Genomic DNA, 22,671 nt, shown 5'->3' on the forward strand with positions numbered 1-22,671 from the left:
GCTAGGCTGGCCGCGGACGACGTATTCGGGAGGAGCACGGACGTGGCCGAGAGCACCATCCAGCAGCAGTCGGTACTGGGCTGGGACAAGCCGGAGCTGGACCTCAGCGAGGCCGAGTGGCAGTCCAGCAGCCGTGGCCTGGGGGATGTCCAGATCGCCTTTGTCGAGGGATTCATCGCGATGCGCAACAGCGGCCGCCCGCAGAGCGCTTCCCTCATCTTCACCCCCGCCGAATGGGGCGCCTTCGTGTCGGGGGCCCGGGAGGGCGAGTTCGACCTGACCTGAGCACCGCCCCCGGTTCCGCGGCAGAGAGGTGAACCGGGGGTGTGTTCCGCAAGGATTTCCGGACACGTGACCAGCAGCGCCCTTCCGGGGCCGCCGCCTGAGACAGGCTGGCCCCGGACAGGGAAGGTCGTATTCCGGAGGTGAGCAACGATGAGCACTGCGCCGGTCATCGCCGCGGTGGACGGTTCGGACGACAGCCTGCGCGCCCTGGACTGGGCCCTCGACGCGGCCCGGCGACGGGGCGCGTCGCTGCGGGTGGTGCACGTCCGCCAGTACGCCGCCTGGGGACAGCCGGACGTCGTGGTCGCCGGAGAGAGCGACGCGGCCGGCGATCCCGTCCTCGACGAGGTCCGCGACCGGCTGGCCGCCGACGCCGGGGGACCGGCCGTGGAGTACGTCGCCATGGAGGGCGCCCCGTCCGCCCTGCTGCCCGAACTGGGCTCCGACGCCCAGCTGTTGGTGCTCGGCTCCCGGGGCCGCGGCGGCTTCGCCAGCCTGATCCTCGGCTCCAACGGCATGGCCGCCGCCCGCGACGCCGGATGCCCGGTGGTCGTCGTACCCCGGCCGGGTCGCGAGGTCCCCGAGGAGTTCCCCGCGCGGCCCGGACCCCGGGTCGTGGTCGGTGTGGACGTGGACAGCCCCGACGACGCCACCCTCGCGTTCGCCTTCGCGGAGGCCGCGTGGCGCGGCGCCCGGCTCCAGGTGATCGCCGCCTACCCGTGGCCGGTCCAGTTCTGGGCCACCGCCGGGGAACTCGCCCCGCCGACCCTCGACCAGGACGAGATCGAGCAGGAGACCCGCACCCTCGCCGACGGCTTCCTCGCCCCGCACCTCAAGGAGCACCCGAACGTGGCCGCCGAGGCCCTCGCGCTGCCCGGCGACGCGGCCGGCGCCCTGGTCGCCGCTTCCAAGGACGCCGAACTGGTCGTCGTGGGGCGCCATCGACGGCGCCTGCTGGCCCCGACCCGCATGGTGGGCTCGGTCACCCAGGCGGTCCTGCTGCACGCGGCGAGCCCGGTCGCGGTGATCCCGCCACCACCGTCCGAAGCGTCCTGAAGTGTCCTGTCAAGCCCCTTGGGTCAGTAACCGTCAGTAGGGCGCGGATCACGCTCATCGGGCGTACGCTGAGCTGCCTGCAAGCCACGGTGCGCGCCCGCTCCCCGCGCTCGCGCATCACCGTGGCAGGGGGTGGTCATGGGACAGCGGGTCCTTCGCAACCGACGGACGCTCTACGAACGTGAGAGCGAACTCGCCACCGTCGACGAGGCGTTGGCGGAACTCACCGGCCTGAGCGCGAACGGCGCGGCACCGGCCGACCGGCCGCTCGGCGCCCTGCTCGCCTTCGCCGGCCGCGCCGGCATCGGCAAGACCACGCTGCTCGCCGAGGTCCGCCGCCGCGCCGCCGCCCAGGGCTGCACGGTGCTCTCCGCCCGCGGCGGCGACCAGGAACAGCGCGTCGCCTTCCACGTCGCCCGCCAGCTCCTGCAGCCCCGCCTCGCCGGTGCACCGGAGGCCGAACTCCGCGCCTCACTGGGCAGTTGGTACGACATCGTCGGCCCCGCCCTGGGCCTGTGCGCTCCCACCGAGGGCGCCCCGCCGGACCAGCAGGGCCTGCGCGACGGCCTCGACTGGGTGCTCACCCACCTCGTGGTGCGCCAGGCACCGATGGTCCTCGTCCTCGACGACGCGCACTGGGCCGACCCCGAATCCCTCGGCTGGCTCGCCGCGTTCGCGCCCCGCGCCGAGCAACTCCCGCTGCTCGTCGTCGTCGCCTACCGGCCCGACGAACTCCCCGACCACGCCGAGTCGTTGCGCGGACTGCCCGGCCGGGCCGGCGGCCGCCCGCACGACCTGGAACCGCTCAGCGCCGACGCCGTCGCCGGCCTGGTCCGTGAGAGCCTCGGCGCGCACGCCGACGACGCCTTCTGCCACGAGTGCTGGGCCGTCACCGCCGGCAACCCCTTCGAGACCGTGGAACTGACCGCCAAGGTCCACGACCGCGGCCTCGACCCCACCGAGGCCGGTGCCCCCCTGCTGCGCGACCTCGCCGCCGCCGTCAAGGGCAGCGGCCTGATCGCCCGGCTGGAACGCCTCGGCCCCTCCACCGTCCGGTTCGCCTGGGCCTGCGCCGTGCTCGGCACCGAGATCCATCCCGCGCTCGCCGCCGCCGTCGCCGGCCTCGGCCACGAGGAGGCCGCCGACGCCGCCGACGCCCTGCGCGGCGTCCGTGTCCTCACCGGCGCCGAGACCCTGGAGTTCGTCCACCCGCTGATCGCCACCGCCGTCTACCGGGCCATCCCGCCCGGCGTCCGGGTCGCCCTGCACGGCCAGGCCGCCTGGTGCGTCACCGACGACGGCCAGCCCGCCGCCACCGCCGCCCGCCACCTGCTGGAAACCCACCCCGAGGGCGACACCTGGGTCGTCCAGCGGCTGCGCGCCGCCGCCGGCGAGACCCTGCGGGCCGGCGCCCCCGACGCCGCCTGCCGCTACCTCGCCCGCGCCCTGCGCGAACCCCCGCCCGCCAAGGACCGCGCCGCCGTCCTCTACGAACTCGGCAGCGCCTCCCTGCTCACCGAACCCGCCACCACCGTCAACCACCTGCGGGCGGCCCTCGCGGAGCCCATCGCCGAGCCCGAGCTGCGCCAGAACATCGTCTACCGCCTCTCCCAGGTCCTCGCCCACAGCGACCGGCTCGCCGAGGCCTCCGAGACCCTGGCCCGGGAGATCCGGCTGACCGGCGACGCCCGGGTCCGGCTGCGGATGCTCTCCGAACAGTTCATGTGGGACGCCTTCCGCGCCGACGAACCCGACCACCCCTCCCGCTCCCGCCGGCTGGCCCGGCTCGCCGACCGGATCCAGGGCCGCGACCTCACGGAGCGGTACATCATCGGCCTGCGCACCTGGGACGCGGTCCAGCGCGGCGAGCCCGCGCAGGTCGCGCTCCACCACGCCGAGCGCGCCCTCGCCGGCGGACTGGGCTGGGCCGAGTCGGACCGCGGTTTCGAGGTGCCCGTCCTGGTCGCCCTCGCCTTCATGTACGCCGACCGGCCCGACCGCACCGAGGAACTCTTCGCCACCGGCACCGCCGACTTCGAACGCCAGGGCTGGCGCGGCGCGCACCTCTCCTTCGCGTACACCCTCCACGGTTACGTCCGCTACCGGCGCGGCCGCCTCGCCGAGGCCGAGGACCTGGTCCGCTCCGGACTGCGCCTCGCCGAACGCGTCGGCCCCGGCACCCCCGTTTACTGGTACGCGGTCGGCACCCTCGTCCAGACCCTGCTCGCCCGAGGGCGCACCGACGAGGCCACGCAGGTCGCCGAGCACCACTCCTTCCACGAGCCCTTCCCGGCGGCCGTGGTCTTCCCCGACGCCCAGACGGTCTACGGCGAACTGCTCCTCGCACGTGGCCGCACCCAGGACGCGGTGGCCGAGCTCTCGGCCGCGGGCCGACGCCTGGAACCACGCGGTATCCGCAACCCCGCGTGGTGCCCCTGGCAGCTCCACCTGGCCCGCGCCGAGAGTCACGACGCACCCGAGCGTGCGCTGGCCACGGCCATGGAAGCGGTCGGCCGCGCCCGCCAGTTCGGCGCCCCGTCGGCGATCGGCCAGGCCCTGCGCACGGCGGCGGAGGTCACGTCGGGTCCGGCCCGCCTGACCTACCTGAAAGAGGCGGTGACCCACCTGGAACGCTCCCCGGCAGCCTATGAACTGGCGTGCGCGCTGGTGGCCCTGGGCACGGACCTCCACGACCCCGCCCACCTCCGCAAGGGCCTGGAAGCGGCCGAGCAGTGCGGGGCGGACGGCCTGGCCGACGAGGCGCGAGCCGAACTGGCAGCGGCGGAGACGGCGGCTCTGTAGCAGCCGTCAGCGACGACCCAGCCAGGCGCGCGGGGCCGCATCCGACATGCGGCTCCGCCGCGCGGCGGGCCGGCGGCGAGTTCGACGGCCGGGCCGAGGCCACTACCGGTGCCGGCGCGGGCGCTCCCGAGGAGACGGGGCGCCCAGCTGCCGGCGGCGGCGAAGGCGCCATGGGCCGTCACCGTCGCGGGCTCGGTCCGTCCGGGTCCCACGTGGTGAGGCCGTCCGCCGACCACGGACGGCCCGGGATGCGGGATGGTCCGTTTCGTTGGAACGTTGTCGTGTCCGAGGGTGCCGCCCCGCATGCCTGGAGCGCGACGGTGCCCGTCCACGGGTCGAGGAGAAGGAATGAGCGGCCTGCTCTCCGACGTTCTCGACGCCCACGGCGGCGTGCGGCGCTGGGAGCAGCTCACGACCGCGACGGCCACCATCGTCAGCGACGGCGAACTCTTCGCGGCCAAGGGCCTGCCTCAGGACCTCCAGCCGCGCCGCATGACAATCGCTCTGCACGAGGAACGCGCGTCGGTGAGTCCCTTCGGCTCCCCCGACCAGCACACCGACTTCACGCCCGGCCGGGTAGCGATCATGCGGAGCGACGGCACGGTCGTCGCCGAGCGTCTCGACCCGCGCAAGTCGTTCTCGGGGCACGTCCTGGACACCCCCTGGGATCCGCTGGACCGTGCCTATTTCAACGGCTACGCGCTGTGGACGTACCTGACCACACCGTTCTTCATGATCATGGACGGCATGGCCGTGGAGGAGAAGGAGCCATGGACCGAATCGCCTTCCGAGGCCTGGCGCCGTCTGCGGATCACCTTCCCGGACGCCATCGCCAGCCACAGCACGGTCCAGGACTTCTACTTCGGGGACGACCTTCTCCTCAGACGGCACGACTACCACGTGGACGTCGCCGGCGGCTTCGCGGCCGCCCAGTACGTCACCGACTTCGCGGAAGGGGACGGCATCAAGTTCCCGACCAGGCGTCGCGCGTATCTGCGCGGGCCCGACGGACGCCCCGACCACGATCACGTCATGGTGAGCATCGACCTGAGCGACGTGCGCTTCTCATGACGCGTGTCCGGGCGCACCCATTGAGAAGGCGCGGCGGTGGGGAAAGCGCCGCGGCCCCGTACCATGGACCGCATGTCGTTCCTCCGTCGCCGCAGCGCCACTCCCGCCGGCCCCGACTTCGACGTACTGGCCATGGACCCGGGTGACTGGCCCGGCAACCTCGGCGCCGGGCTGCTGCCCGCCCCCGACGGCACCTGCCAGGGCGTCTTCCTGCGCTACGACCTCTTCGGCGGCCGCGGCCCCGCGATGATCATCGGCAACCTCCCCGAGGGCTCCCCGGCCCGCGAGGTCGCCGAGGACGAGGTCCCCTTCGAGGTGGGCCAGCTCCTGCTCGCGCTGGAGAACGACGAGGACGTCACCGTCGTCGGTACCGAGGACATGCCGGTGCTGCAGGGGGACAACCTGCTGATCGTGCGCCGCCTCAAGCTTTCCGAGAGCCGGATCTCCTGCGTCCAGTTCGACCGCAGCGACGGCGTCCTCGTGACCATCGCCGCCTGGGACCGCCCGATCACGGACGACCTGTACGCCCTGCTGAAACCGCTCCCGGCGGAGCTGTTCCAGCAGGGCTGACGACGGTTACCTCCGCCCCCACCTGCTGGCGGGCGCCACCGTCACGTCGGCCGCGCGGACGAACTCGACCCGGTGGCCGTACTGGATCTCGTAGTACAGGTCCTTGCCGACCACGACCCGGTGCGAGGCGGTGTCGAAGGTGACCGCGTAGTAGTACTCGCCCGGCACCGCGCCGCCGACCACGTACTCCTGGCCCGCGGGGATGGTGTACGGCAGCGCCGACACCGCCTGCGCGGGTACCCCGGAGGGGTACGCGGACGCCTCCGGATAGGCGCGGCCGTACACCGGGATGCTGGTCAGGCCCGCCTTGGGCGTCACCACCAGCCCCGCCGCGGTCACCGCCGTCGGCGCCTTCGCCGGGTTCTTGAACCAGGCCTTCTGCCCCAGGTACCAGATCGCCGTCCAGTCACCCCAGGTGTCCGCCACCGCGTACTGCTGGCCGGTGGAGACCCGCGAGGAGAGATCGTTCACGTCGGCCGTCGGCGTCCTGCCGAGGCCGATGTCCTTGATCAGTGCCGAGCTCTCGTCGTGGTCGGAGTACAGCCGTACCTCACTGGAACCGTGCGCGGCGCACGGCTGGCCACTGGTGACACAACCGGTGTACGTCGGCTGGTTCGTGGCGTAGTCCGGCAGGATCGTCACCAGACCGCCCTTCTTGCCCGCCGTGCGCTTGAAGGGGTGCTCCAGCAGCTCGAAGTAGTGCCGCCAGTCCCAGTACGGGCCGGGGTCGGTGTGCATCCCGGGGATCGTGGAGGTGGTCGGCCCCGGCACGTTGTCGTGGCCGAGGATGTGCTGCCGGTCCAGCGGGATGCCGTACTTGGTGGTCAGGTACTTCACCAGCCGGGCCGACGACCGGTACATCGCCTCCGTGTACCAGGCGTCCGGCGCGGCGAGGAAGCCCTCGTGCTCGATGCCGATCGACTTGGCGTTGATGTACCAGTTGCCCGCGTGCCAGGCCACGTCCTTCGCCTTGACGTGCTGAGCGATCAGACCGTCGGTCGAGCGGATGGTGTAATTCCAGGACACATAGGTCGGGTCCTGGACCAGGTTGATGGTTCCGTCCCAGGCGCCTTCCGTGTCATGGATGACGATGTACTTGATGCTCTGCGAGGCCGGCCGGTCGCCGAGGTCGTGGTTGCCGTAGTCGTTGTCCCCGAACTCCTCGTAGGGTGCCGGGATCCATTCGCACGACACCGTTGTCGGGCATTCCGTGTCGTCCGCCGCCCCGGTGCGCAGCCCGGTCAGCTTCAGCTGCGCGCTGTCGGCCGTCAGCTCCGGCTGGGCGGCGAGGGCGACGAGCTGTCCCTCGTCGGTGGTGCGCTCCTCGCCCGTGTGGAGGACGTCGAACACGTCGTTCGCGTACGCCGCCGCGGTCGCCGAGTCGTCGGCGCCGGAGAAACGGGCGATCGCGCCGTACCAGTCGGCCGGGTCGGCGCTGAGCGGCTGGTGCAGGGACTGCTGGGCGGACGCCAGCAGGGCGGCACCGCCGGCCACGTTCGCCGCCGGGTCGGTGCGCAGCTCGGCCGCCGGGATGCCGGTCAGCCCGGCGGCCCGGACCAGGGTCCTGAGGCGGGCCGGGAGCGCGGAGTTGGCCGGCACCTTGACGCTGGGGTGCAGGGCCGGGCGGGCGCTGTCGCCGCGGGCGTCCTCGGTGCCGTCGGCGAAGTGCTCGGTGGTGGCGGCCAGCGCGGTGCGCGCGTCGGTGAGATGCATCGGGCCATAGCCGCCCGTCACACTCGGCGCGCCGCCATGGGTGTCCCAGCGGGACTGGAGATAGGAGACGGCCAGCAGAACGCTCTGCGGTACGTGGTACTCGGCGGCGGCGGACGCGAACGCACGCTGGAGCAGTCCGGCGGACGACGAGGTCTCGCCGGGCGGCGGAGCGGCACCCAGCAACGGCAACAGCAGCGCCGCGGAGCCGACCGAAGCGGCCGCCCTCCGCATATGTCTGCCGCCGCGAGTGGGCGCTGGCTCGGTGACGGATCCTCGCAATGCGGCCTCCTGGGGCGATCGAGCGCGGCGGGGCGTGCGGGGCTGAGCGTGGCTCAGTGGTACCGGCTTGCCGACGATCCGTCAATCATGCCCAGAGGAGGGAGAATTCCCATGTCATACGATGATCGTGGGAGTTTCGCGCCGGAGGCTCCCGGCCTGCGCGGCGTCAGTGGCGTACACCAGTGAACGGTACGGCCGTCCGAGAAATCCGCGGCGCGCAGTTGCCCTGAGCGCACCGCGGATTCCCGTCCCCGTCAGCGAGTGCCGACCGCCGCGCGCACGGCCCGGCGGGCCAGCTGGCAGTCGTCGTGCAGCCGCCGGAGCAGCAGCCGCTGTTCCTCGCCGGTCGGCGCGGCACCCGGATGGGCCATACCCTGTGCCGCCGGGGTCGCGTCGTGCATCGAACGCTGCACGGCGGTCTCGTAGGTCCGGATCTCCCGGGTGAGGACCAGCATCAGGTTCACCAGGAAGGCGTCCCGCGAAGCGGGCCCCGCCGACTGGGCGATCTGGCTGATCTGACGACGCGCCACCGGAGCGTCCCCGAGCACCGACCAGAGCGTCGCCAGGTCGTACCCCGGCAGGTACCAGCCCGCGTGTTCCCAGTCCACCAGCACCGGACCGGCCGGCGACAGCAGGATGTTCGACAGCAGGGCGTCGCCGTGGCAGAACTGGCCCATCCCCTGCCGGCCCGCCGCGACCGCGATGCCGTGCAGCAGCTTCTGCAGGTCACCCATGTCCCGGTCGGTGAGCAGACCCAGCTCGTGGTACCGGGAGATGCGGGCCGCGTAGTCCACCGGGGCGTCGAAGGTGCCGGTCGGGGGCCGCCAGGCGTTCAGCCGGCAGATCGCGCCCAGGGCGGCCCGGATGTCCGCCCGGGGCGGAGCCTCCGCCGGGTGGCGCTGTACCGCCGCCACCCGACCGGGCATCCGCTCGATCACCAGCGTGCAGTTGTCCGGGTCCGCCGCGATCAGCCGCGGCACCCGGATCGGGGGCCGCTGCCGGACGAACGAGCGGTATGCGGCTATTTCGTGGCGGATCCGATCCGCCCAAGCGGGGGATTGGTCCAGTAGACACTTGGCTACTGCCGTGCTGCGCCCTGTCGTCCCGACGAGGATCACGGACCGTCCGGAGCGCCGCAGCACCTGCACCGGAGCGAACTCCGGGCAGATCCGGTGCACCGACGCGATGGCGGTGCGCAGCTGTGCCCCCTGGGGGCCGGACAGGTCGAGTCTCCCGCTGAGCGGTTGGGTGCCTGGCCCCGCGGCGCGCCGTTGCCGGCCCACGACCGGTACGGCGGCCCCTGTACGCGCGGGGTCGAGATAGGGTCCGCTGCCCGCCGGGCGGGGGCGCAGCGTCCGGGGCGGGGCGGACACGGAGGACGATGCTGCGTACATGGGCGATACAGATCCCTTCGTGTACCTGCGGTGCCTGCCTGAGAAGTCCTGCGAGAGGTCCTCGGCGCCACCCGGCCCGGCCGCCCGGACACACCCTGGGGAGTGTGCCCGTCGAGTGGCGACCGGGTCGGGGTGGCGCGTTCCTACCTGACACCCGTTGCCCAGTGGCACACCATCTGGCGCACCCTGGCGAACCGTGGCGAATAGTCGCCCGGCAATCGTCACGGGGCTACTGTCAACTCAGCCGAGAACCTGGGGGCTTGACGTGAGCGGACAATCCAACACCCGTCTCTCGGACCTGTTCGGCCTGGCCGGCTGGTCCAAGGGCGAACTCGCGAGGCTGGTCAACCGGCAGGCGGCGGCGATGGGCCACCCCCAGCTGGCGACCGACACCTCCCGGGTGCGGCGGTGGATCGACACGGGAGAGATCCCGCGCGATCCGGTGCCGCGGGTGCTGGCGGCCCTGTTCACCGAGCGTCTCGGCCGTGTCGTGACCATCGAGGACCTCGGTCTGGTACGGCACGGGCGTACGGGAAAACGGCCGGACGACGGGAACGTGGAACATCCCGACGGCATGCCGTGGGCGCCCGAACGAACCGCCGCGGTCCTCACCGAATTCACGGGAATGGACCTCATGCTCAACCGACGCGGCTTGGTGGGCGCGGGTGCCGCGCTCACCGCGGGATCCGTACTCAGCAGCGCCATGTACGACTGGCTGCACACCGACCCCACCCTGAAGGCCGACGCCCCCGTCCTCGACGATCCTCTGCACGCCGACCCCGCTGGGTTCGACCGCTACGAGGCCGCCCCCATCGGATCCGAGGAGATCGAGGAACTGGAGCGCTCCGTCGAGGTGTTCCGCGCCTGGGACGCGGCCCGCGGCGGCGGGCTGCAGCGCAAGGCCGTGGTGGGACAGCTCAACGAAGTGGGCGGCATGCTCGCCTACCGTCACCCCGACCATCTCCAGCGGCGCCTGTGGGGCGTCGCCGCCAACCTCGCCGTGCTCGCGGGCTGGATGTCGCACGACATCGGCCTGGAGCCCACGGCCCAGAAGTACTTCGTCATCGCCGCCCACGCGGCCCGTGAGGGCGGTGACCGGCCGCGTGCCGGGGAGGCGCTCTCCAGGGCGGCTCGCCAGATGGTGCACATCGGCCGGCCCGACGAGGCGCTCGACCTGATGAAACTCGCCCAGTCCGGCTCGGGTCACGAGGTGCTGCCGCGCACCCAGGCGATGTTCCACACCATCGAGGCGTGGGCACAGGCGTCGATGGGCAAGGGCCAGGCGATGCGCCGTACCCTCGGTCAGGCGGAGAGCCTCTTCGTCTCGGACCGCAGCGACGTGCCGCCGCCGAGCTGGATGCAGATGTTCAACGAGGCGGATCTGTACGGTATGCAGGCCCTGGCCTACCGCACGCTGGCCGACCATGACCCGAGCGCGGCCGTGCACGCCCGGCACTATGCGGACAAGGCCCTGACGCTGAGGGCCGACAGCAAGCAGGAGCGGTCGAAGATCTTCGACTTCCTCTCCATGGCCTCCGCCTGCTTCATCGCGGACGACCCCGAACAGGCGGGCCACTACGCGCGGTTGGCCCTGGTGTCGATGGGATCGAACTCCTCCCACCGCACCTGGGACCGGCTGCGCCAGATGTACCGGCTCACCGCCGAATACTCCAGCTATCCGAGGATCCAGGACCTGCGGGAGGAGATCAAGCTCGCCCTGCCCAAGGCCAGGAACAGGGGGACGAACAACAGCGCACAGGCATAGGAGGCCTGTGCGCATCCAGACTCACCGGTTGATCCGGGTGGCGGCAGCCGCCCTTATTCACTCACCTTGGCGATGAGCACGCAGGCCTCGTCCTCGCGCCCGGTCTCGCCGAACTCCTCGATCACGGCCCTGACGCAGTCCTGGGCGGTGGGTGCCGCCCCGAACCGCGGGGACAGGCCGAGGAGACGGTCCAGGGAGTCCGCCGCGCTGTGCCCGGGCAACAGCCCGTCGGTGTGCAGCAGGAGCAGATCGCCCGGTTCCAGGGTCACTTCAGCCTGCCCGTAACCGGCTCCCGAGGTCGCGCCGAGCAGTACGCCGTCCGGCGCGCTCAGCACGCACCCTGTCCCGTCGCGGAACAGCAGCGGGGCGGGGTGCCCCGCCTGTGCCCAGGTCAGGGTGCGGGTCATGGGGCGGTAGCGGCAGCAGACGGCGCTGCCGAGGGCGGGTTGGACGGTCGCGTCGAGCAACTGGTTCAGCAGGGACATGAGCTGCCCCGGCTGGGCACCGGCCATCGCCATGCCGCGTACGGCGCCCAGCAGCATCGTCATGCCCGAGGCGACGGCGACACCGTGTCCGGTGAGGTCGCCGACGCTGAGCAGGGTGTCGCCGTCGGGCAGGTCCAGCGCGTCGTACCAGTCGCCGCCGAGCAGGGCGCCGGCGACGGACGGCAGGTGGCGGGCGGCGGCGTCGAGGGTGCCCGGGCCGCCGCGTGGCAGCCCCAGCGCACTGCGCCCCGGCGGCAGCACGGCTTCCTGCAGTTCGGCCGCGAGCCGCTGCTCGGTACGGTCCTGCCGGTGCTGATGACGCATCGAGTCACGGGTCTCGCGCACCGTGCGCTGGCTGCGCCGCAGTTCGCTGACGTCCCGCAGCACGGCCCACATCGATGCGGTGCTGCCGTCGCCGCCGAGCACCGGCTCGCCCATCATGTGCACGGTCCGCACGTGCCCGTCGGACCGCAGGACACGGAACTCGCCGTCGATCGGCTTGGCGTCGACCAGGCAGTCGGTGACCATCGCCGTCAGTCCGGGTCGGTCCTCGTCCAGGACCAGGGCGGGCAGTTCGTCGAGGGTGAGCGCGGGCGCGGCCGGGTCGCGGCCGAGGATCTGATAGAGCTCGCCGGACCAACTGGCCTCGTCCGTCAGGAGGTTCCACTCCGCGCTGCCCACCCGGCTGAGCAGCGAACCGTGCGGGATATCGGCCGCCGCCGACCGGTGCACCGGCGCGGTGTCCGGTCCGGGCGGCAGTGGCACGGGGCCGTCCCGCAGCTGCGCCAGGTGCTCGTCCAGATCGTTGAGCTGGTGCAGGGCCAGGTCGTACAGCGCGCGCTGCCAGCGGTCCCGGGGGTCCGAACCGTCGCTCCGGGTGTCCCGTCGTACGGCGTCCACGTCGCCCTTGAGCCGCCGCGTCTGCGATATCAACGCCTCGACCGAGCCATGCCCGGGCGGCTGGGCGGCGGGGCGGTCCGCGGAGACATGGGACGGCATGACGCACTCCGATGCGGGGACGGTACGGCCAGGGACGGGCGGGGGACCGGTTACGACTGTGGCACAGCCTGCGACGCCCCGTAAGGGATTTGGCAACACCCGATACGGTGGTGCTTCTGGCATATGCCAGAGTCTTCACGGGCTGGTGGACCGCTATGAAAGACGTACGCGGTCTGGTGGGCAAGTCGTAGGTGCACTACTCGACTTGACTTACTTTCAAGAGCCTTCGTGTCGCGCTCGGGCGACTGTTCGACGTGCCTGTGTTCACAGTGTCGGGGTCTCGGCCAACCGCGGCAACTCTGTCCGGATTTCGCGTCATGCGAAGGGCACCTATGGAGTCCTACAGGCATGGACATCACTTTCGAGCAACCCGCCCGCGCCCGGCTGATCACCGCCGAGGACCAGGAGGTCCCGGTGCCCGCCACGCTCCGGTACACCTCCGGTGATCCGCTGGCCGTGTTCGTCGACTTCCCCGCCGAGGTCACCCTCGGCGGGGAGGAGGTCACCTGGACCTTCGCGCGCTCGCTGCTGGACCAGGGTCTCGATGTCCCCGCCGGGCGCGGGGACGTGCACATCTGGCCCTGCGGCCGGGGCCGCACGGCCGTGGAGTTCCACTCGCCGCACGGGCTCGCCCTGCTCCAGTTCGACACCCAGGCGCTCGTCCGCTTCCTGCAGCGCACCCACGAGGTGGTGGCGCCGGGGGAGGAGGACGTCGAGGCGGTCGTGGAGCGGGGTCTGAGCACGTTGTTCGGGGGTGTCTGAGAGGCATCCGGCGCGACCGACGCGTACTTTGACTTCTGTTCACTCCCTCTCACCGCTCCGGTCCGGACCCTGATGAACGCCCCGTGCACCCTTGCGCGCGGTGTGCCACACGGGCACACCCGTGACGAGGACGGGGCGAATGACACCGATCAGCCGAAGAGGCTTTGTGGGACTGGGCGCTTCCGTGGCGGCGGGCATGGCGGTGAGCGCCGGCCCACGGACGGCGGCCGCGGCCGCGGCCCCGGCCACGGCGACCGGCACGATCTCGGACGTACAGCACGTGGTCGTCCTGATGCAGGAGAACCGCAGCTTCGACCACTATTTCGGGCGCCTCAAGGGTGTCCGCGGCTTCGCGGACCGCAGCGGTATCACCCTGAGCGGCGGCTACCCGGTCTTCAACCAGCCCAACGGCTCGGGCCGCCAGTATCCCTGGAGGCTGAGCGCGACCCCCGACGCGGGCGGTCAGGACGGCGAGACCCTGGCCCAGTGCAACGGCGACCTGCCGCACTCGTGGTCCTCCCAGCACTCCGCCTGGAACAAGGGCCGCCTCGACAACTGGGTCGCGGGAGTCGGCAACGTACGGTCCCTCGGCTATCTGGACCGGTCCGACATTCCCTTCCACTACGCGCTCGCCGACAACTACACGATCTGCGACGCCTACTTCTGCTCCACCCTCAGCGCCACCGGCCCCAACCGCACCTACCTGTGGAGCGGCAAGGTCGACGCAGCCAGCTACGACGGCGGTGACGAGTCCGGCCTGACCTGGCAGAACTACGCCGAGGCGCTGCAGAACGCCGGAGTGACCTGGAAGGTCTACCAGAACGCCCAGGACAACTACGGGGACAACGGCTGCGCCTACTTCAAGAACTTCGCCGGCGCCAAGGCGGGCAACCCGCTGTACGACCGGGGCATGGCCTCGGTCCCGCGGGTGACGGGCTCCACCCCCGACGACATCGCCGCCGCCATCAGGGCCGACATCGTCGCGGGCAGCCTCCCGCAGGTCTCCTGGGTGGTCGCCAACCAGGCCTTCTCCGAGCACCCCTACGCGCCCCCCGGCGACGGCGCCCACTTCGTCAACCTGGTCTACCAGGCCCTCGCCGCCGACGAGGACGTCTTCAACTCGACCGTCCTGTTCCTCAACTACGACGAGAACGACGGCTACTTCGACCACGTCCCGCCCCCGGCGCCGCCCGCCGGCACGGCCGGTGAGTTCCTGAACGGCGTGCCGTACGGCTTCGGGTTCCGCGTTCCGATGATCGTCATCTCGCCCTGGACGCGGGGCGGCTGGGTCTCCTCCGAGGTCTTCGAGCACACCTCCGTGCTGCGCTTCCTGGAGACCTGGACTGCGGCCCTCGGCAAGCCCGCGAACTGCCCCAACATCAGCGCCTGGCGGCGCTCGGTGAGCGGCGACCTGACCGGCGTCTTCGACTTCGCCAACCCGGTCCACGGCGCCGTCTCCCTGCCCCCGACCAGCGTGATCGGCTTCTCCACCTGCGGTCCGCTGCCCAACCCGGTGCCCACCACCAACGCCCTGCCCGCCCAGGAGTCCGGCACCCGCCCGGCCCGTGCACTGCCCTACCAGCCCAACGGGTACCTGGACCACCTGGAGTTCGGCACCGGCGGCAAGATCCTCGCCTGGTTCACCATGGCCAACCAGGGCACCTCGGCCACCCGTGCGGCGCACTTCTCCATCCACCCCAACGCCTACCGGGACACCACGCCCTGGCAGTACACGGTGACCGCGGGCGGCACCGCCTCCGATTCCTTCAACATCGGCACGGGGTACGGCGGCGGCAAGTACGACCTGAGCATGGTCGGCCCCAACCGCTTCCTGCGCCGCTTCCAGGGCGACGCGACCAAGGCCGGCAAGTCGGCAGAGGTGAGCACCCGTTACACCGTGGAGCCCGGTACCGGCAAGCTCGCCGTCTGGTTCAAGATGACCAACTCGGGCTCGGCGCCGGTGAAGTTCACCATCACCGCGAACAACTACCGCACCGACGGCCCCTGGACCTATCAGGTCGCCGCCGGTGCCTCGGCCGAGGACTACTTCAACGCCGTCGCCTACCAGGGCGGTTGGTACGACTTCACGGTCACGGTGGACTCCGACGCGACCTGGTCGCGCCGCTTCACCGGCCACCTGGAGACCGGCTCCGCGAGCGTCAGCGGCTGACGTCCCCCGCGTACAGGTCCGGGCGCGGGGCGAGTTCGACGGTCGTACGGCCGCCGGACTCCTGCGCCCGGACCCCGGCCTCGGCGACCACGGAGGACGCGTAGCCGTCCCAGGCGCTCGGTCCGGTGACCCGGCCCCGGCGGGTGGCGTCCACCCAGGACTGCACCTCGCGGTCATAGGCGTCGGCGAACCGCACCAGATAGTCCTGGGGCACCTCCTCGCGGGCGGCGCCCGCCGAGGTGACGAGCATGGTGTGGTCCTCGCCGATCCGGGCGCTGCCGCGCTCGCAGACGGCCTCGCAGCGCACCTGGTAGCCGAAGCCGCAGTTGACGAAGACCTCGACGTCGACGAGGGCGCCGCCGTCGGTCTCGAAGAGCACCAGCTGCGGGTCGAGCAGTCCCTGCGGGGCGCCCGAGGACGGCTGCGGCCGCAGCACGGTGACCGCGGTCAGCTCCTGGCCGAGCAGCCAGCGGGCCGCGTCGATCTCGTGCGAGACCGAGCTGTTGATCACCATGGCGCTGGTGAAGCCGGGCGGCGAGGACACGTTGCGGTGGGTGCAGTGCAGCATCAGCGGCCGGCCCAGCCCGCCGCCGTCCAGCAGGGTCTTGAGGCGCTGGTACTCGGCGTCGTAACGGCGCATGAACCCGATCTGGGCCAGCCTGCGGCCGAGCCTGGCTTCGGCCTCCACCACCCGCAGCGCACCTGTGGAGTCCGGCACCATGGGCTTCTCGCACAGCACCGGCAGCCCGCGGGCGAAGGCCGCGAGCAGGGGCTCCTCGTGTGCCGGCCCGGGCGAGGCGATCAGCACCGCCTCCACACCGGGTGCGTCCAGGGCGGCCAGCGGATCCGCGTGGACGGTGGCCCCGTCGAGGCCGGCCACCGCCTCCTTGGCGCGGTCCAGGTCGGGGTCGGCGACAGCCGCCACCCTCGCGCCACTCACCACTTGGTCGAGCCGTCGTATGTGGTCGGCGCCCATGTGTCCGGCACCCAGTACCGCGACGCCCAGCAGTTCTGCCACGCCCACACTCCCTCTCAGCCGACGATCACGCTGCAGAGCCTAGACGTCGGCCGAGTGAGCGGAGCCGTCAGTACCGCAGCACCCCGGCGATGCCGTTCTCGTCGCCCAGGGTGCCGTCCGGGACGAAGCGGACGTCGGCACCGGTCTCCAGGCACTGCTCGACGATCTCGTCCACGATGTCGTCGCGGGCGTCGAGGTCGCCGCTCGCGGCCGGGATCAGGTGGTCGCCGTCGTCACGGACGGCGGTGCGGTAGTTCTCCTCGACGGCCAGCAGCCGGACCCGGCCCTCGCGGGCGCTCTGCCAGACCTCGTCGACACCGGCCGCGAACGTCCTGTGACCGCGCGCGGATTCGAGTTCCCGGGTCACCGACGCGGTGTTGCGGCGGGAGTCCGCCTCCAGCAGCGGCCGGATCACCTGCCACACGGCCTCCGGACCGGCGTGCGTGAGACCGCCGTGCTGCACGAGGATGCTGTTCCTGGCGACGTTGCCGAACTCCTCCCACAGGGACAGAGCGGCCTGCTCGCCGGTGACGTACAGGCGCCGCGGCTCCTCGCGCAGCAGCGCGGCCATCACGGTGTCCGCGTCCCGCAGGAAGCGCTTGGTGTCCTCGTCGCGGAAGGTGCTGGGCATGTCTCCGATGCGCTGCAGCCGCTCGGCGTCGAAGTTCTCCTGGCTGCGGGTCATCGGGAAGCCGCCGGCCTCGCTCTCGGTGACCCGGTCGACCCCGCCGTTCCACAGCGTGATCCGGTCGGCCGAGATCGACAGCACCCAGAACGGCCGCTCGGCGGCCTGGGCCGAGACCAGGTTGCGGGTGAGGAAGGTGTCCGAGAGCACCACGCGCTCGGGCACGCTGCGGGCCAGCGACCACACCTGGTGCTCACCCGGCGCGGCGAAGATCACCAGGCCGTCCTCGGCATGCGCCAGATCGACCTCGGCGAGGGCCCGGTCGAGCTGGTCGAAGAGGTCGCTGCGGCGTTCCCGGGTGACCGCGGGATCGGTCTCCAGCTGCTTCTTCGCCTCGGCCACGACATTGCGCAGCCGGACGGGATCCTGGGCGTTGTCGGGCTCGCGGCGGTGCGTCGGCGTCAGCACGGACACGGCGGGGTAGGGGCGCGGGCGGCGCAGCTCGGCGAGGGTCGAAGGACTGAGTGCGTGCTCCATACCAGCACCATAGGGCCGATTCGCCATTGCGGCATTTGGGGTAATCAACCCAAGGGGATTCGTGCGGCGGGAATCACGCGGCGGGATTCGTCCGGTGAGAGGTGGAGGTGAGCGCGATGGCCCGGCTGACCGTCGACGGTGACGAGGTCGTCGTCCGTCTGGGAGGGCGGGAGCGGCTGCTCGCCCACCGCCGTGGGCTCAGGGTGCCGCTCGCGCAGGTGCGCGGGGCCTCGGTGGAGCCCGACTGGTGGCGGGTGCTGCGCGGCGAACCGCACCCGGGCCGCTTCCAGCCCGACCGGTTCTGCGTCGGCGCCTGGCAGTACCCGGGCGGGCAGGACTTCGTCGCCGTCCACGAACACGGCCCGGTCGTCCTGGTCGACCTGGCGCCGTCCGCGCCCTTCGCCCGGATCGCGGTGTCCGCGGACGACGCCGAGGCGACCGTGGCGGCCATCAGACGCACGCTGTAACCGTGTTGAGGCCGGCCGCCCGATGACGGCGGCCGGGGCGGCCGGTTACCGTACCCGGCAGTAACCGGATCACGCCCCAGGAGGCCCCCATGCCGCAGCTCGAAGTCGACGGAGCGGCGCTGACGTACGACGACGAGGGCCCCCGGGACGGCGCCGCCGCACCCCTGGTGTTCATCCACGGCTGGACCGCCGACCGGCACCGCTGGGACCACCAGATGGCGCACTTCGCCGAGGACCGCCGGGTGATCCGCCTCGACCTGCGCGGTCACGGCGAGAGCACCGGGGCCGGCGTGAAGACGATCGCCGAACTCTCCGTGGACGTCGTCGCCCTGCTCGACCATCTCGAGGTTGATCGTTTCGTCCCCGTCGGTCACTCCATGGGCGGCATGATCTCCCAGACCCTCGCGCTCACCCACCCCGAGCGGGTCGAGCGGATGGTGCTGGTCAACTCCATCGGCCGGATGGCGTACAGCCGCGGCCGCGGCCTGCTGATGGCGGCCTCCACTCTGGTGCCGTTCAAGCTGTTCGTCGCGGCCAACATCCAGCGCGCCTTCGCCCCGGGGTACCCCCGCGAGGAGATACGCGAGTACGTCCGCGCCTCCGCGGACACCCCGCGCGAGGTCGTGATGACGCTGTACGGCGCCATGCGGGCCTTCGACGTCCTCGACCGGGCCGGGGAGATCACCGCGCCCACCCTGATGGTGCACGGCTATCACGACATCCAACTGCCGGTCGGACAGATGCTGCGGATGGCCAAGGCCTACCCGGACGCCGAGGTCCGGATCATCGACGCCGGCCATGAGCTTCCCGTGGAGCGGCCGGCCGAGCTGACGGCGACGCTGGACCGGTTCCTGGCGGCGGCGCCGGTGCGCGAGGAGCGCGCGGACGCGTAGCGCGAGGACGCGACAGCGACTGCGGCAGGTGGCCGGCGCCCGGTGAGAACCGCGGCGCCGGTTCCGTTTGGGGAAGTTTTTGCGGTTGGCCTGTTCCGGGCGGGCGGGGCCCGGTGCGGGGCGGGTTCGCGGGCCTCGCGCGGGCAAAGCGCGGCCGAAAGAGTGAGGCGGGGCGGCCATCCGTGTTACGGCCAGGTTGACCGGCCCGGGTCCCGGGCGCACGCTCGCTATATAGGTGCTGAATACAAGTGGTTCGCTCGGGCAATCGCCTTCCGTCGTGGAACCGCAGGTGGCGGGTGTTGTCCGGCAGACCGGCAGCAGGAGGTAACGCATGTGTGGCATCACCGGCTGGGTCTCCTTCGACCGTGACCTCACCACCGAGACGCGCGCATTGGATGCAATGACGGAGACCATGGCCTGCCGCGGTCCCGACGACCGCGGTACCTGGAGCGAGGGCCCCGCCGCCCTCGGCCACCGCCGGCTCGCGATCATCGACCTGCCCGGCGGCCGCCAGCCCATGACCGTCCGCACCCCGGACGGCACCGTCGCGATGGTCTACTCCGGCGAGGCCTACAACTTCACCGAGCTGCGCCGCGAACTCACCGACCGCGGCCACGAGTTCACCACCGACTCCGACACCGAGGTCGTACTGCGCGGCTATGTGGAGTGGGGTGACACCGTCGCCGAGCGGCTGAACGGCATGTACGCCTTCGCCGTCTGGGACGGCCGCCACGACAAGCTCGTGATGATCCGCGACCGCATGGGCATCAAGCCGTTCTACCTGTACCCGACCCCGGACGGCGTCCTGTTCGGCTCCGAGCCGAAGGCGATCCTGGCGAACCCGCTGGTCCGACCCCGAGTCGGCCTGGACGGGCTGCGCGAGCTGTTCACCATGGTCAAGACCCCCGGACACGCCGTGTGGGAGGGCATGCGCGAGGTCGAACCCGGCTCCGTCGTCACCGTCGACCGCCACGGACTGCGCACCCGGACCTACTGGCGGCTGGAGACCCGCCCGCACCCCGACGACCGCGACACCACCGTCGCCACCGTCCGCGAGCTCCTCGACGACATCGTGCGCCGCCAGCTGGTCGCCGACGTGCCCCGCTGCACCCTGCTCTCCGGCGGCCTCGACTCCTCGGCCATGACCGCCCTGGCTGCCCGTCAGCTCGCCGTGCAGGGCGAGAAGGTCCGCAGCTTCGCCGTCGACTTCGTCGGCCAGACCGACAACTTCGTCGCCGACGAACTGCGGGGCACCCCCGACACGCCCTTCGTGCACGACGTGGCCCGGCTCGCCCGCACCGACCACCAGGACATCGTCCTGGACGTCAACAGCCTCGCCGACCCCGCCGTCCGCGAGCGGGTGATCCGGGCCCGCGACCTGCCGGCCGGGTTCGGGGACATGGACGCCTCGCTCCTGCTGCTCTTCCGGGCCGTCCGCGACCAGTCCACCGTCGCGCTGTCGGGGGAGTCCGCCGACGAGGTGTTCGGCGGGTACCTGCAGTTCTTCGACGAGGACGCACGCACCGCCGACACCTTCCCCTGGCTGTACCTGGCCGGCCGGCACTTCGGCGACGACACCGACGTACTGCGCTCCGACCTCACCAAGTCCCTCGACCTGGAGTCGTACATCGCCGACGGCTACCACTCGGCCGTCACCGACGTCCAGCGCCTGGACGGGGAGAGCGACTTCGAGTTCCGGATGCGCCGGATGAGCTACCTGCACCTCACCCGTTTCGTACGCATGCTGCTCGACCGCAAGGACCGGATGAGCATGGCCGTCGGCCTGGAGGTCCGGGTGCCGTTCTGCGACCACCGGCTGGTCGAGTACGTCTACAACGCGCCCTGGGCCCTGAAGTCCTTCGACGGCCGCGAGAAGACCCTGCTCCGGGAGGCCACCCGGGACGTCCTGCCGCAGTCCGTGTACGACCGGGTCAAGAGCCCCTACCCGTCCACCCAGGACCCGGAGTACGGCCGGGCCCTCCAGGACCAGGTCAAGGACCTGCTGACCCGGCCCGACCACCGGGTCTTCGACCTCGTCGACCGCGAGAAGGTGGACCGCGCGGCCCACCGGACCGGGCTGAGCAACCAGGGCGCCCGGCGCGGCCTGGAACGCACCCTCGACCTGGCGCACTGGCTCGACCTCTACGCCCCCGAGCTGACCCTGTCCTGAGCCTCAGCCCGACGAGCCGGTGCCGGCGCCGCGGGCGTCGGCGTCCGCCGGGCAGGAGCTGCCGTCGGCCGGCAGCGTGCCGTACAGCAGGAAGTCGTCGACCTTGCCGTGCACGCACCTGGAGGACGTGTACCCGGTGTGGCCGTCGCCCCGGTTGTCCAGCACCACGGCCGACGGCCCGAGCCGCTTCGCCGTCTCGAGCGTCCAGCGGTACGGCGTCGCCGGGTCGCCGCGGGTGCCCACCAGCAGCATCGGGGCGGACGGCACGTCCTTCACCTCGTCGCGGATGAAGTCGGTGCCGCGCGGCCGGCCGTAGCAGAGCAGCACCTGGGTCAGCCGGAACCGGCCGAAGATCGGGGACGCCTGCTGGTACTCCTTGCCGAGCCGGCCGACGTCCTGGGTGAGCCGCCGGGCGCTCGGCCGGTCGGGGTCGTCGGCGCAGTTGATCGCCATCAGGGCGGCCGACAGGTTGTCCACGGGGATGTCGGCGCTGTCCACCAGCCCGCTGCCGCGCCGCTGCCCGACCGGGAGGGAGTAGCCCCCGGACGCGAAGTTCTGCACTGCCCGGGTGTCCCCGTCCTCGATCAGGGAGGCCAGTGCCCGCTCCAGCAGCGGCCACAGCTCCCTGCCGTACAGCCCCTGCCCGATGGCGGCCACCAGGTCCTGACCGGTGAAGGAGCCGCCGAAGTCGGACGGCACCGGGTTCTCGTCCAGCGAGCGCACCAGCTCCGCGACCGCCTCGCCCGCCTTGCGCCGGTCCTGCCCGAACGGACACCCCCGGTCGGTGACGCACCAGTCCAGGAAGTCGTCCAGCGCCGTCTGCTGCCCCTGGGCGCCCGCCACCCCCTGCTCGGCCAGCGACTCGGTCAGCGTGTCCACACCGTCCAGGACCATGCGGCCCACCTGGTGCGGGAACTGCGCCGCGTACACCGCGCCGAGCTTGGTGCCGTAGGAGAAGCCCAGGTAGTTCAGCTTCTTGTCGCCGAGCGCCTGGCGGATGACATCCAGGTCCCGGGAGGCGTTCACGGTGCCTATGTGGGACAGGACGGGCCCGGAGTTCTGGGTGCACCGGACCGTCAGCTGTTCGAGGATCTTCATCAGGGCCTGCGGATGGGCGACGTCGGGGACCTTGTCCGTGCTCGCGTCGTCCGAGGGCTGGTCGAGGCCGTCGCCGCAGCTGACGGGGGAGGAGCGGCCGACCCCACGCGGATCGAAGCCGACCACGTCGTAGCCGTTGGTCAGGCTCATGAAGTCCTTGCCGGCCTGCCCGAGGCCGCTGACGCCCGAGCCGCCGGGGCCGCCGAAGTTCAGCAGTACCGAGCCGCGTGACTTCCCGGTCGCCCGGTACCGGGACAGCGCCAGGTCGATGGTGCCCTTGGCCGGTTTCGCGTAGTCGAGCGGGACGGTCACCTTGGCGCACTGCATGTCCTTGGGCAGCTCCACGTCCTTGCACGCCGTCCAGTGGGCCTTCTGCCGGTAGAAGCGGCTCAGGTCCGGCTGCTCGGCGCGGGGGGGTCGGAGTTTGTTGAAAAGAGCAAGGGGAGACGGTTGGGGGGGGGGGGAGGGAGAGAGGGGCTCCAAGGGAGAACCCTGGGGGGCAAAGAAGAGAG

At 71.8% G+C, this 22,671-nt stretch carries 17 protein-coding genes; 11 read left to right on the top strand and 6 right to left on the bottom strand.

Features of this window, described 5'->3' with window-relative positions; genetic code table 11:
• The first annotated feature begins 42 nt into the window (after positions 1–42).
• The 5 genes from ACZ4N4_RS42225 (at position 43) to ACZ4N4_RS42245 (ending at position 5,784) form a co-directional block, all read left to right on the top strand.
• Complete coding sequence (locus tag ACZ4N4_RS42225) at positions 43–285, top strand: DUF397 domain-containing protein (RefSeq protein ID WP_450766598.1); 243 nt, start codon at positions 43–45, stop codon at positions 283–285.
• A gap of 150 nt (positions 286–435) precedes the next feature.
• Positions 436–1,341, top strand: a complete 906-nt coding sequence (locus ACZ4N4_RS42230) for a universal stress protein (RefSeq protein ID WP_467599201.1) — start codon at positions 436–438, stop codon at positions 1,339–1,341.
• A gap of 138 nt (positions 1,342–1,479) precedes the next feature.
• Complete coding sequence (locus ACZ4N4_RS42235; protein ID WP_467599204.1) at positions 1,480–4,143, top strand: ATP-binding protein; 2,664 nt, start codon at positions 1,480–1,482, stop codon at positions 4,141–4,143.
• A gap of 348 nt (positions 4,144–4,491) precedes the next feature.
• Positions 4,492–5,214, top strand: coding sequence for a hypothetical protein (locus tag ACZ4N4_RS42240; RefSeq protein ID WP_467599206.1), 723 nt, complete (start codon positions 4,492–4,494; stop codon positions 5,212–5,214).
• Positions 5,215–5,286: 72 nt separating this feature from the next.
• On the top strand, positions 5,287–5,784 hold the full coding sequence (locus ACZ4N4_RS42245; RefSeq protein WP_046731250.1) for a glycosyltransferase family protein: 498 nt from the start codon (positions 5,287–5,289) through the stop codon (positions 5,782–5,784).
• A gap of 6 nt (positions 5,785–5,790) precedes the next feature.
• Here the strand turns inward: ACZ4N4_RS42245 and ACZ4N4_RS42250 are convergent, their stop codons facing one another.
• Together ACZ4N4_RS42250 and ACZ4N4_RS42255 are read right to left on the bottom strand one after the other, a co-directional pair.
• Positions 5,791–7,776, bottom strand: coding sequence for an N-acetylmuramoyl-L-alanine amidase (locus ACZ4N4_RS42250; protein WP_467599210.1), 1,986 nt, complete (start codon positions 7,774–7,776; stop codon positions 5,791–5,793).
• Positions 7,777–8,030: 254 nt separating this feature from the next.
• Complete coding sequence (locus tag ACZ4N4_RS42255; RefSeq protein WP_467599213.1) at positions 8,031–9,170, bottom strand: aminoglycoside phosphotransferase family protein; 1,140 nt, start codon at positions 9,168–9,170, stop codon at positions 8,031–8,033.
• Between the two features lie 265 nt (positions 9,171–9,435).
• On the opposite strand from ACZ4N4_RS42255, the gene ACZ4N4_RS42260 reads away from it, so the two are divergent.
• Positions 9,436–10,935: a DNA-binding protein NsdB gene (locus tag ACZ4N4_RS42260; protein WP_453575685.1), complete on the top strand. Its 1,500-nt coding sequence runs from the start codon at positions 9,436–9,438 to the stop codon at positions 10,933–10,935.
• Between the two features lie 53 nt (positions 10,936–10,988).
• On the opposite strand, the gene ACZ4N4_RS42265 is transcribed toward ACZ4N4_RS42260, so the two are convergent.
• The gene (locus tag ACZ4N4_RS42265) at positions 10,989–12,419 is read right to left on the bottom strand and encodes a PP2C family protein-serine/threonine phosphatase (RefSeq protein ID WP_467599216.1); all 1,431 of its coding nucleotides are present in this window, start codon (positions 12,417–12,419) and stop codon (positions 10,989–10,991) included.
• Between the two features lie 348 nt (positions 12,420–12,767).
• On the opposite strand from ACZ4N4_RS42265, the gene ACZ4N4_RS42270 reads away from it, so the two are divergent.
• Positions 12,768–13,181, top strand: a complete 414-nt coding sequence (locus ACZ4N4_RS42270; protein WP_351707504.1) for an SsgA family sporulation/cell division regulator — start codon at positions 12,768–12,770, stop codon at positions 13,179–13,181.
• A gap of 139 nt (positions 13,182–13,320) precedes the next feature.
• Positions 13,321–15,351 carry a phosphocholine-specific phospholipase C gene (locus tag ACZ4N4_RS42275; RefSeq protein ID WP_467599219.1) on the top strand — a complete coding sequence of 677 codons (2,031 nt, stop codon included), beginning with the start codon at positions 13,321–13,323 and terminating at the stop codon, positions 15,349–15,351.
• On the opposite strand, the gene ACZ4N4_RS42280 is transcribed toward ACZ4N4_RS42275, so the two are convergent.
• Together ACZ4N4_RS42280 and ACZ4N4_RS42285 are read right to left on the bottom strand one after the other, a co-directional pair.
• A complete protein-coding gene (locus ACZ4N4_RS42280; protein WP_467599222.1) occupies positions 15,341–16,369 on the bottom strand; it encodes a Gfo/Idh/MocA family protein in 1,029 nt (342 codons plus the stop codon). The two genes, ACZ4N4_RS42275 and ACZ4N4_RS42280, sit on opposite strands and share 11 nt — an antisense overlap.
• Positions 16,370–16,436: 67 nt before the next feature.
• The gene (locus ACZ4N4_RS42285) at positions 16,437–17,531 is read right to left on the bottom strand and encodes a baeRF3 domain-containing protein (protein WP_453575696.1); all 1,095 of its coding nucleotides are present in this window, start codon (positions 17,529–17,531) and stop codon (positions 16,437–16,439) included.
• 116 nt (positions 17,532–17,647) lie between these two features.
• Between ACZ4N4_RS42285 and ACZ4N4_RS42290 the strand changes: the two genes are divergently transcribed.
• The 3 genes from ACZ4N4_RS42290 to asnB all read left to right on the top strand — a co-directional run bounded on the left by ACZ4N4_RS42290 (position 17,648) and on the right by asnB (position 21,061).
• Complete coding sequence (locus ACZ4N4_RS42290; protein ID WP_467599225.1) at positions 17,648–17,998, top strand: hypothetical protein; 351 nt, start codon at positions 17,648–17,650, stop codon at positions 17,996–17,998.
• Positions 17,999–18,087: 89 nt separating this feature from the next.
• Positions 18,088–18,891: an alpha/beta fold hydrolase gene (locus tag ACZ4N4_RS42295; protein WP_467599228.1), complete on the top strand. Its 804-nt coding sequence runs from the start codon at positions 18,088–18,090 to the stop codon at positions 18,889–18,891.
• A 331-nt stretch (positions 18,892–19,222) separates the two neighbouring features.
• Positions 19,223–21,061, top strand: a complete 1,839-nt coding sequence (gene asnB / locus ACZ4N4_RS42300) for an asparagine synthase (glutamine-hydrolyzing) (RefSeq protein ID WP_467599231.1) — start codon at positions 19,223–19,225, stop codon at positions 21,059–21,061.
• Between the two features lie 3 nt (positions 21,062–21,064).
• Here asnB and ACZ4N4_RS42305 read toward each other — a convergent pair whose 3' ends face one another.
• Complete coding sequence (locus ACZ4N4_RS42305; RefSeq protein WP_467599234.1) at positions 21,065–22,642, bottom strand: alpha/beta hydrolase; 1,578 nt, start codon at positions 22,640–22,642, stop codon at positions 21,065–21,067.
• Positions 22,643–22,671 lie beyond the last annotated feature (29 nt).

Source organism: Streptomyces sp. NPDC026538 (genome assembly GCF_055567535.1).

Coding starts and splice junctions, on each gene's coding strand:
- ACZ4N4_RS42230 (WP_467599201.1), top strand. CDS start 436: ATGAGCACTGCGCCGGTCATCGCCGCGGTGGACGGTTCGGACGACAGC.
- ACZ4N4_RS42235 (WP_467599204.1), top strand. CDS start 1,480: ATGGGACAGCGGGTCCTTCGCAACCGACGGACGCTCTACGAACGTGAG.
- ACZ4N4_RS42240 (WP_467599206.1), top strand. CDS start 4,492: ATGAGCGGCCTGCTCTCCGACGTTCTCGACGCCCACGGCGGCGTGCGG.
- ACZ4N4_RS42245 (WP_046731250.1), top strand. CDS start 5,287: ATGTCGTTCCTCCGTCGCCGCAGCGCCACTCCCGCCGGCCCCGACTTC.
- ACZ4N4_RS42255 (WP_467599213.1), bottom strand. CDS start 9,170: ATGTACGCAGCATCGTCCTCCGTGTCCGCCCCGCCCCGGACGCTGCGC.
- ACZ4N4_RS42265 (WP_467599216.1), bottom strand. CDS start 12,419: ATGCCGTCCCATGTCTCCGCGGACCGCCCCGCCGCCCAGCCGCCCGGG.
- ACZ4N4_RS42270 (WP_351707504.1), top strand. CDS start 12,768: ATGGACATCACTTTCGAGCAACCCGCCCGCGCCCGGCTGATCACCGCC.
- ACZ4N4_RS42275 (WP_467599219.1), top strand. CDS start 13,321: ATGACACCGATCAGCCGAAGAGGCTTTGTGGGACTGGGCGCTTCCGTG.
- ACZ4N4_RS42285 (WP_453575696.1), bottom strand. CDS start 17,531: ATGGAGCACGCACTCAGTCCTTCGACCCTCGCCGAGCTGCGCCGCCCG.
- ACZ4N4_RS42290 (WP_467599225.1), top strand. CDS start 17,648: ATGGCCCGGCTGACCGTCGACGGTGACGAGGTCGTCGTCCGTCTGGGA.
- ACZ4N4_RS42295 (WP_467599228.1), top strand. CDS start 18,088: ATGCCGCAGCTCGAAGTCGACGGAGCGGCGCTGACGTACGACGACGAG.
- asnB (WP_467599231.1), top strand. CDS start 19,223: ATGTGTGGCATCACCGGCTGGGTCTCCTTCGACCGTGACCTCACCACC.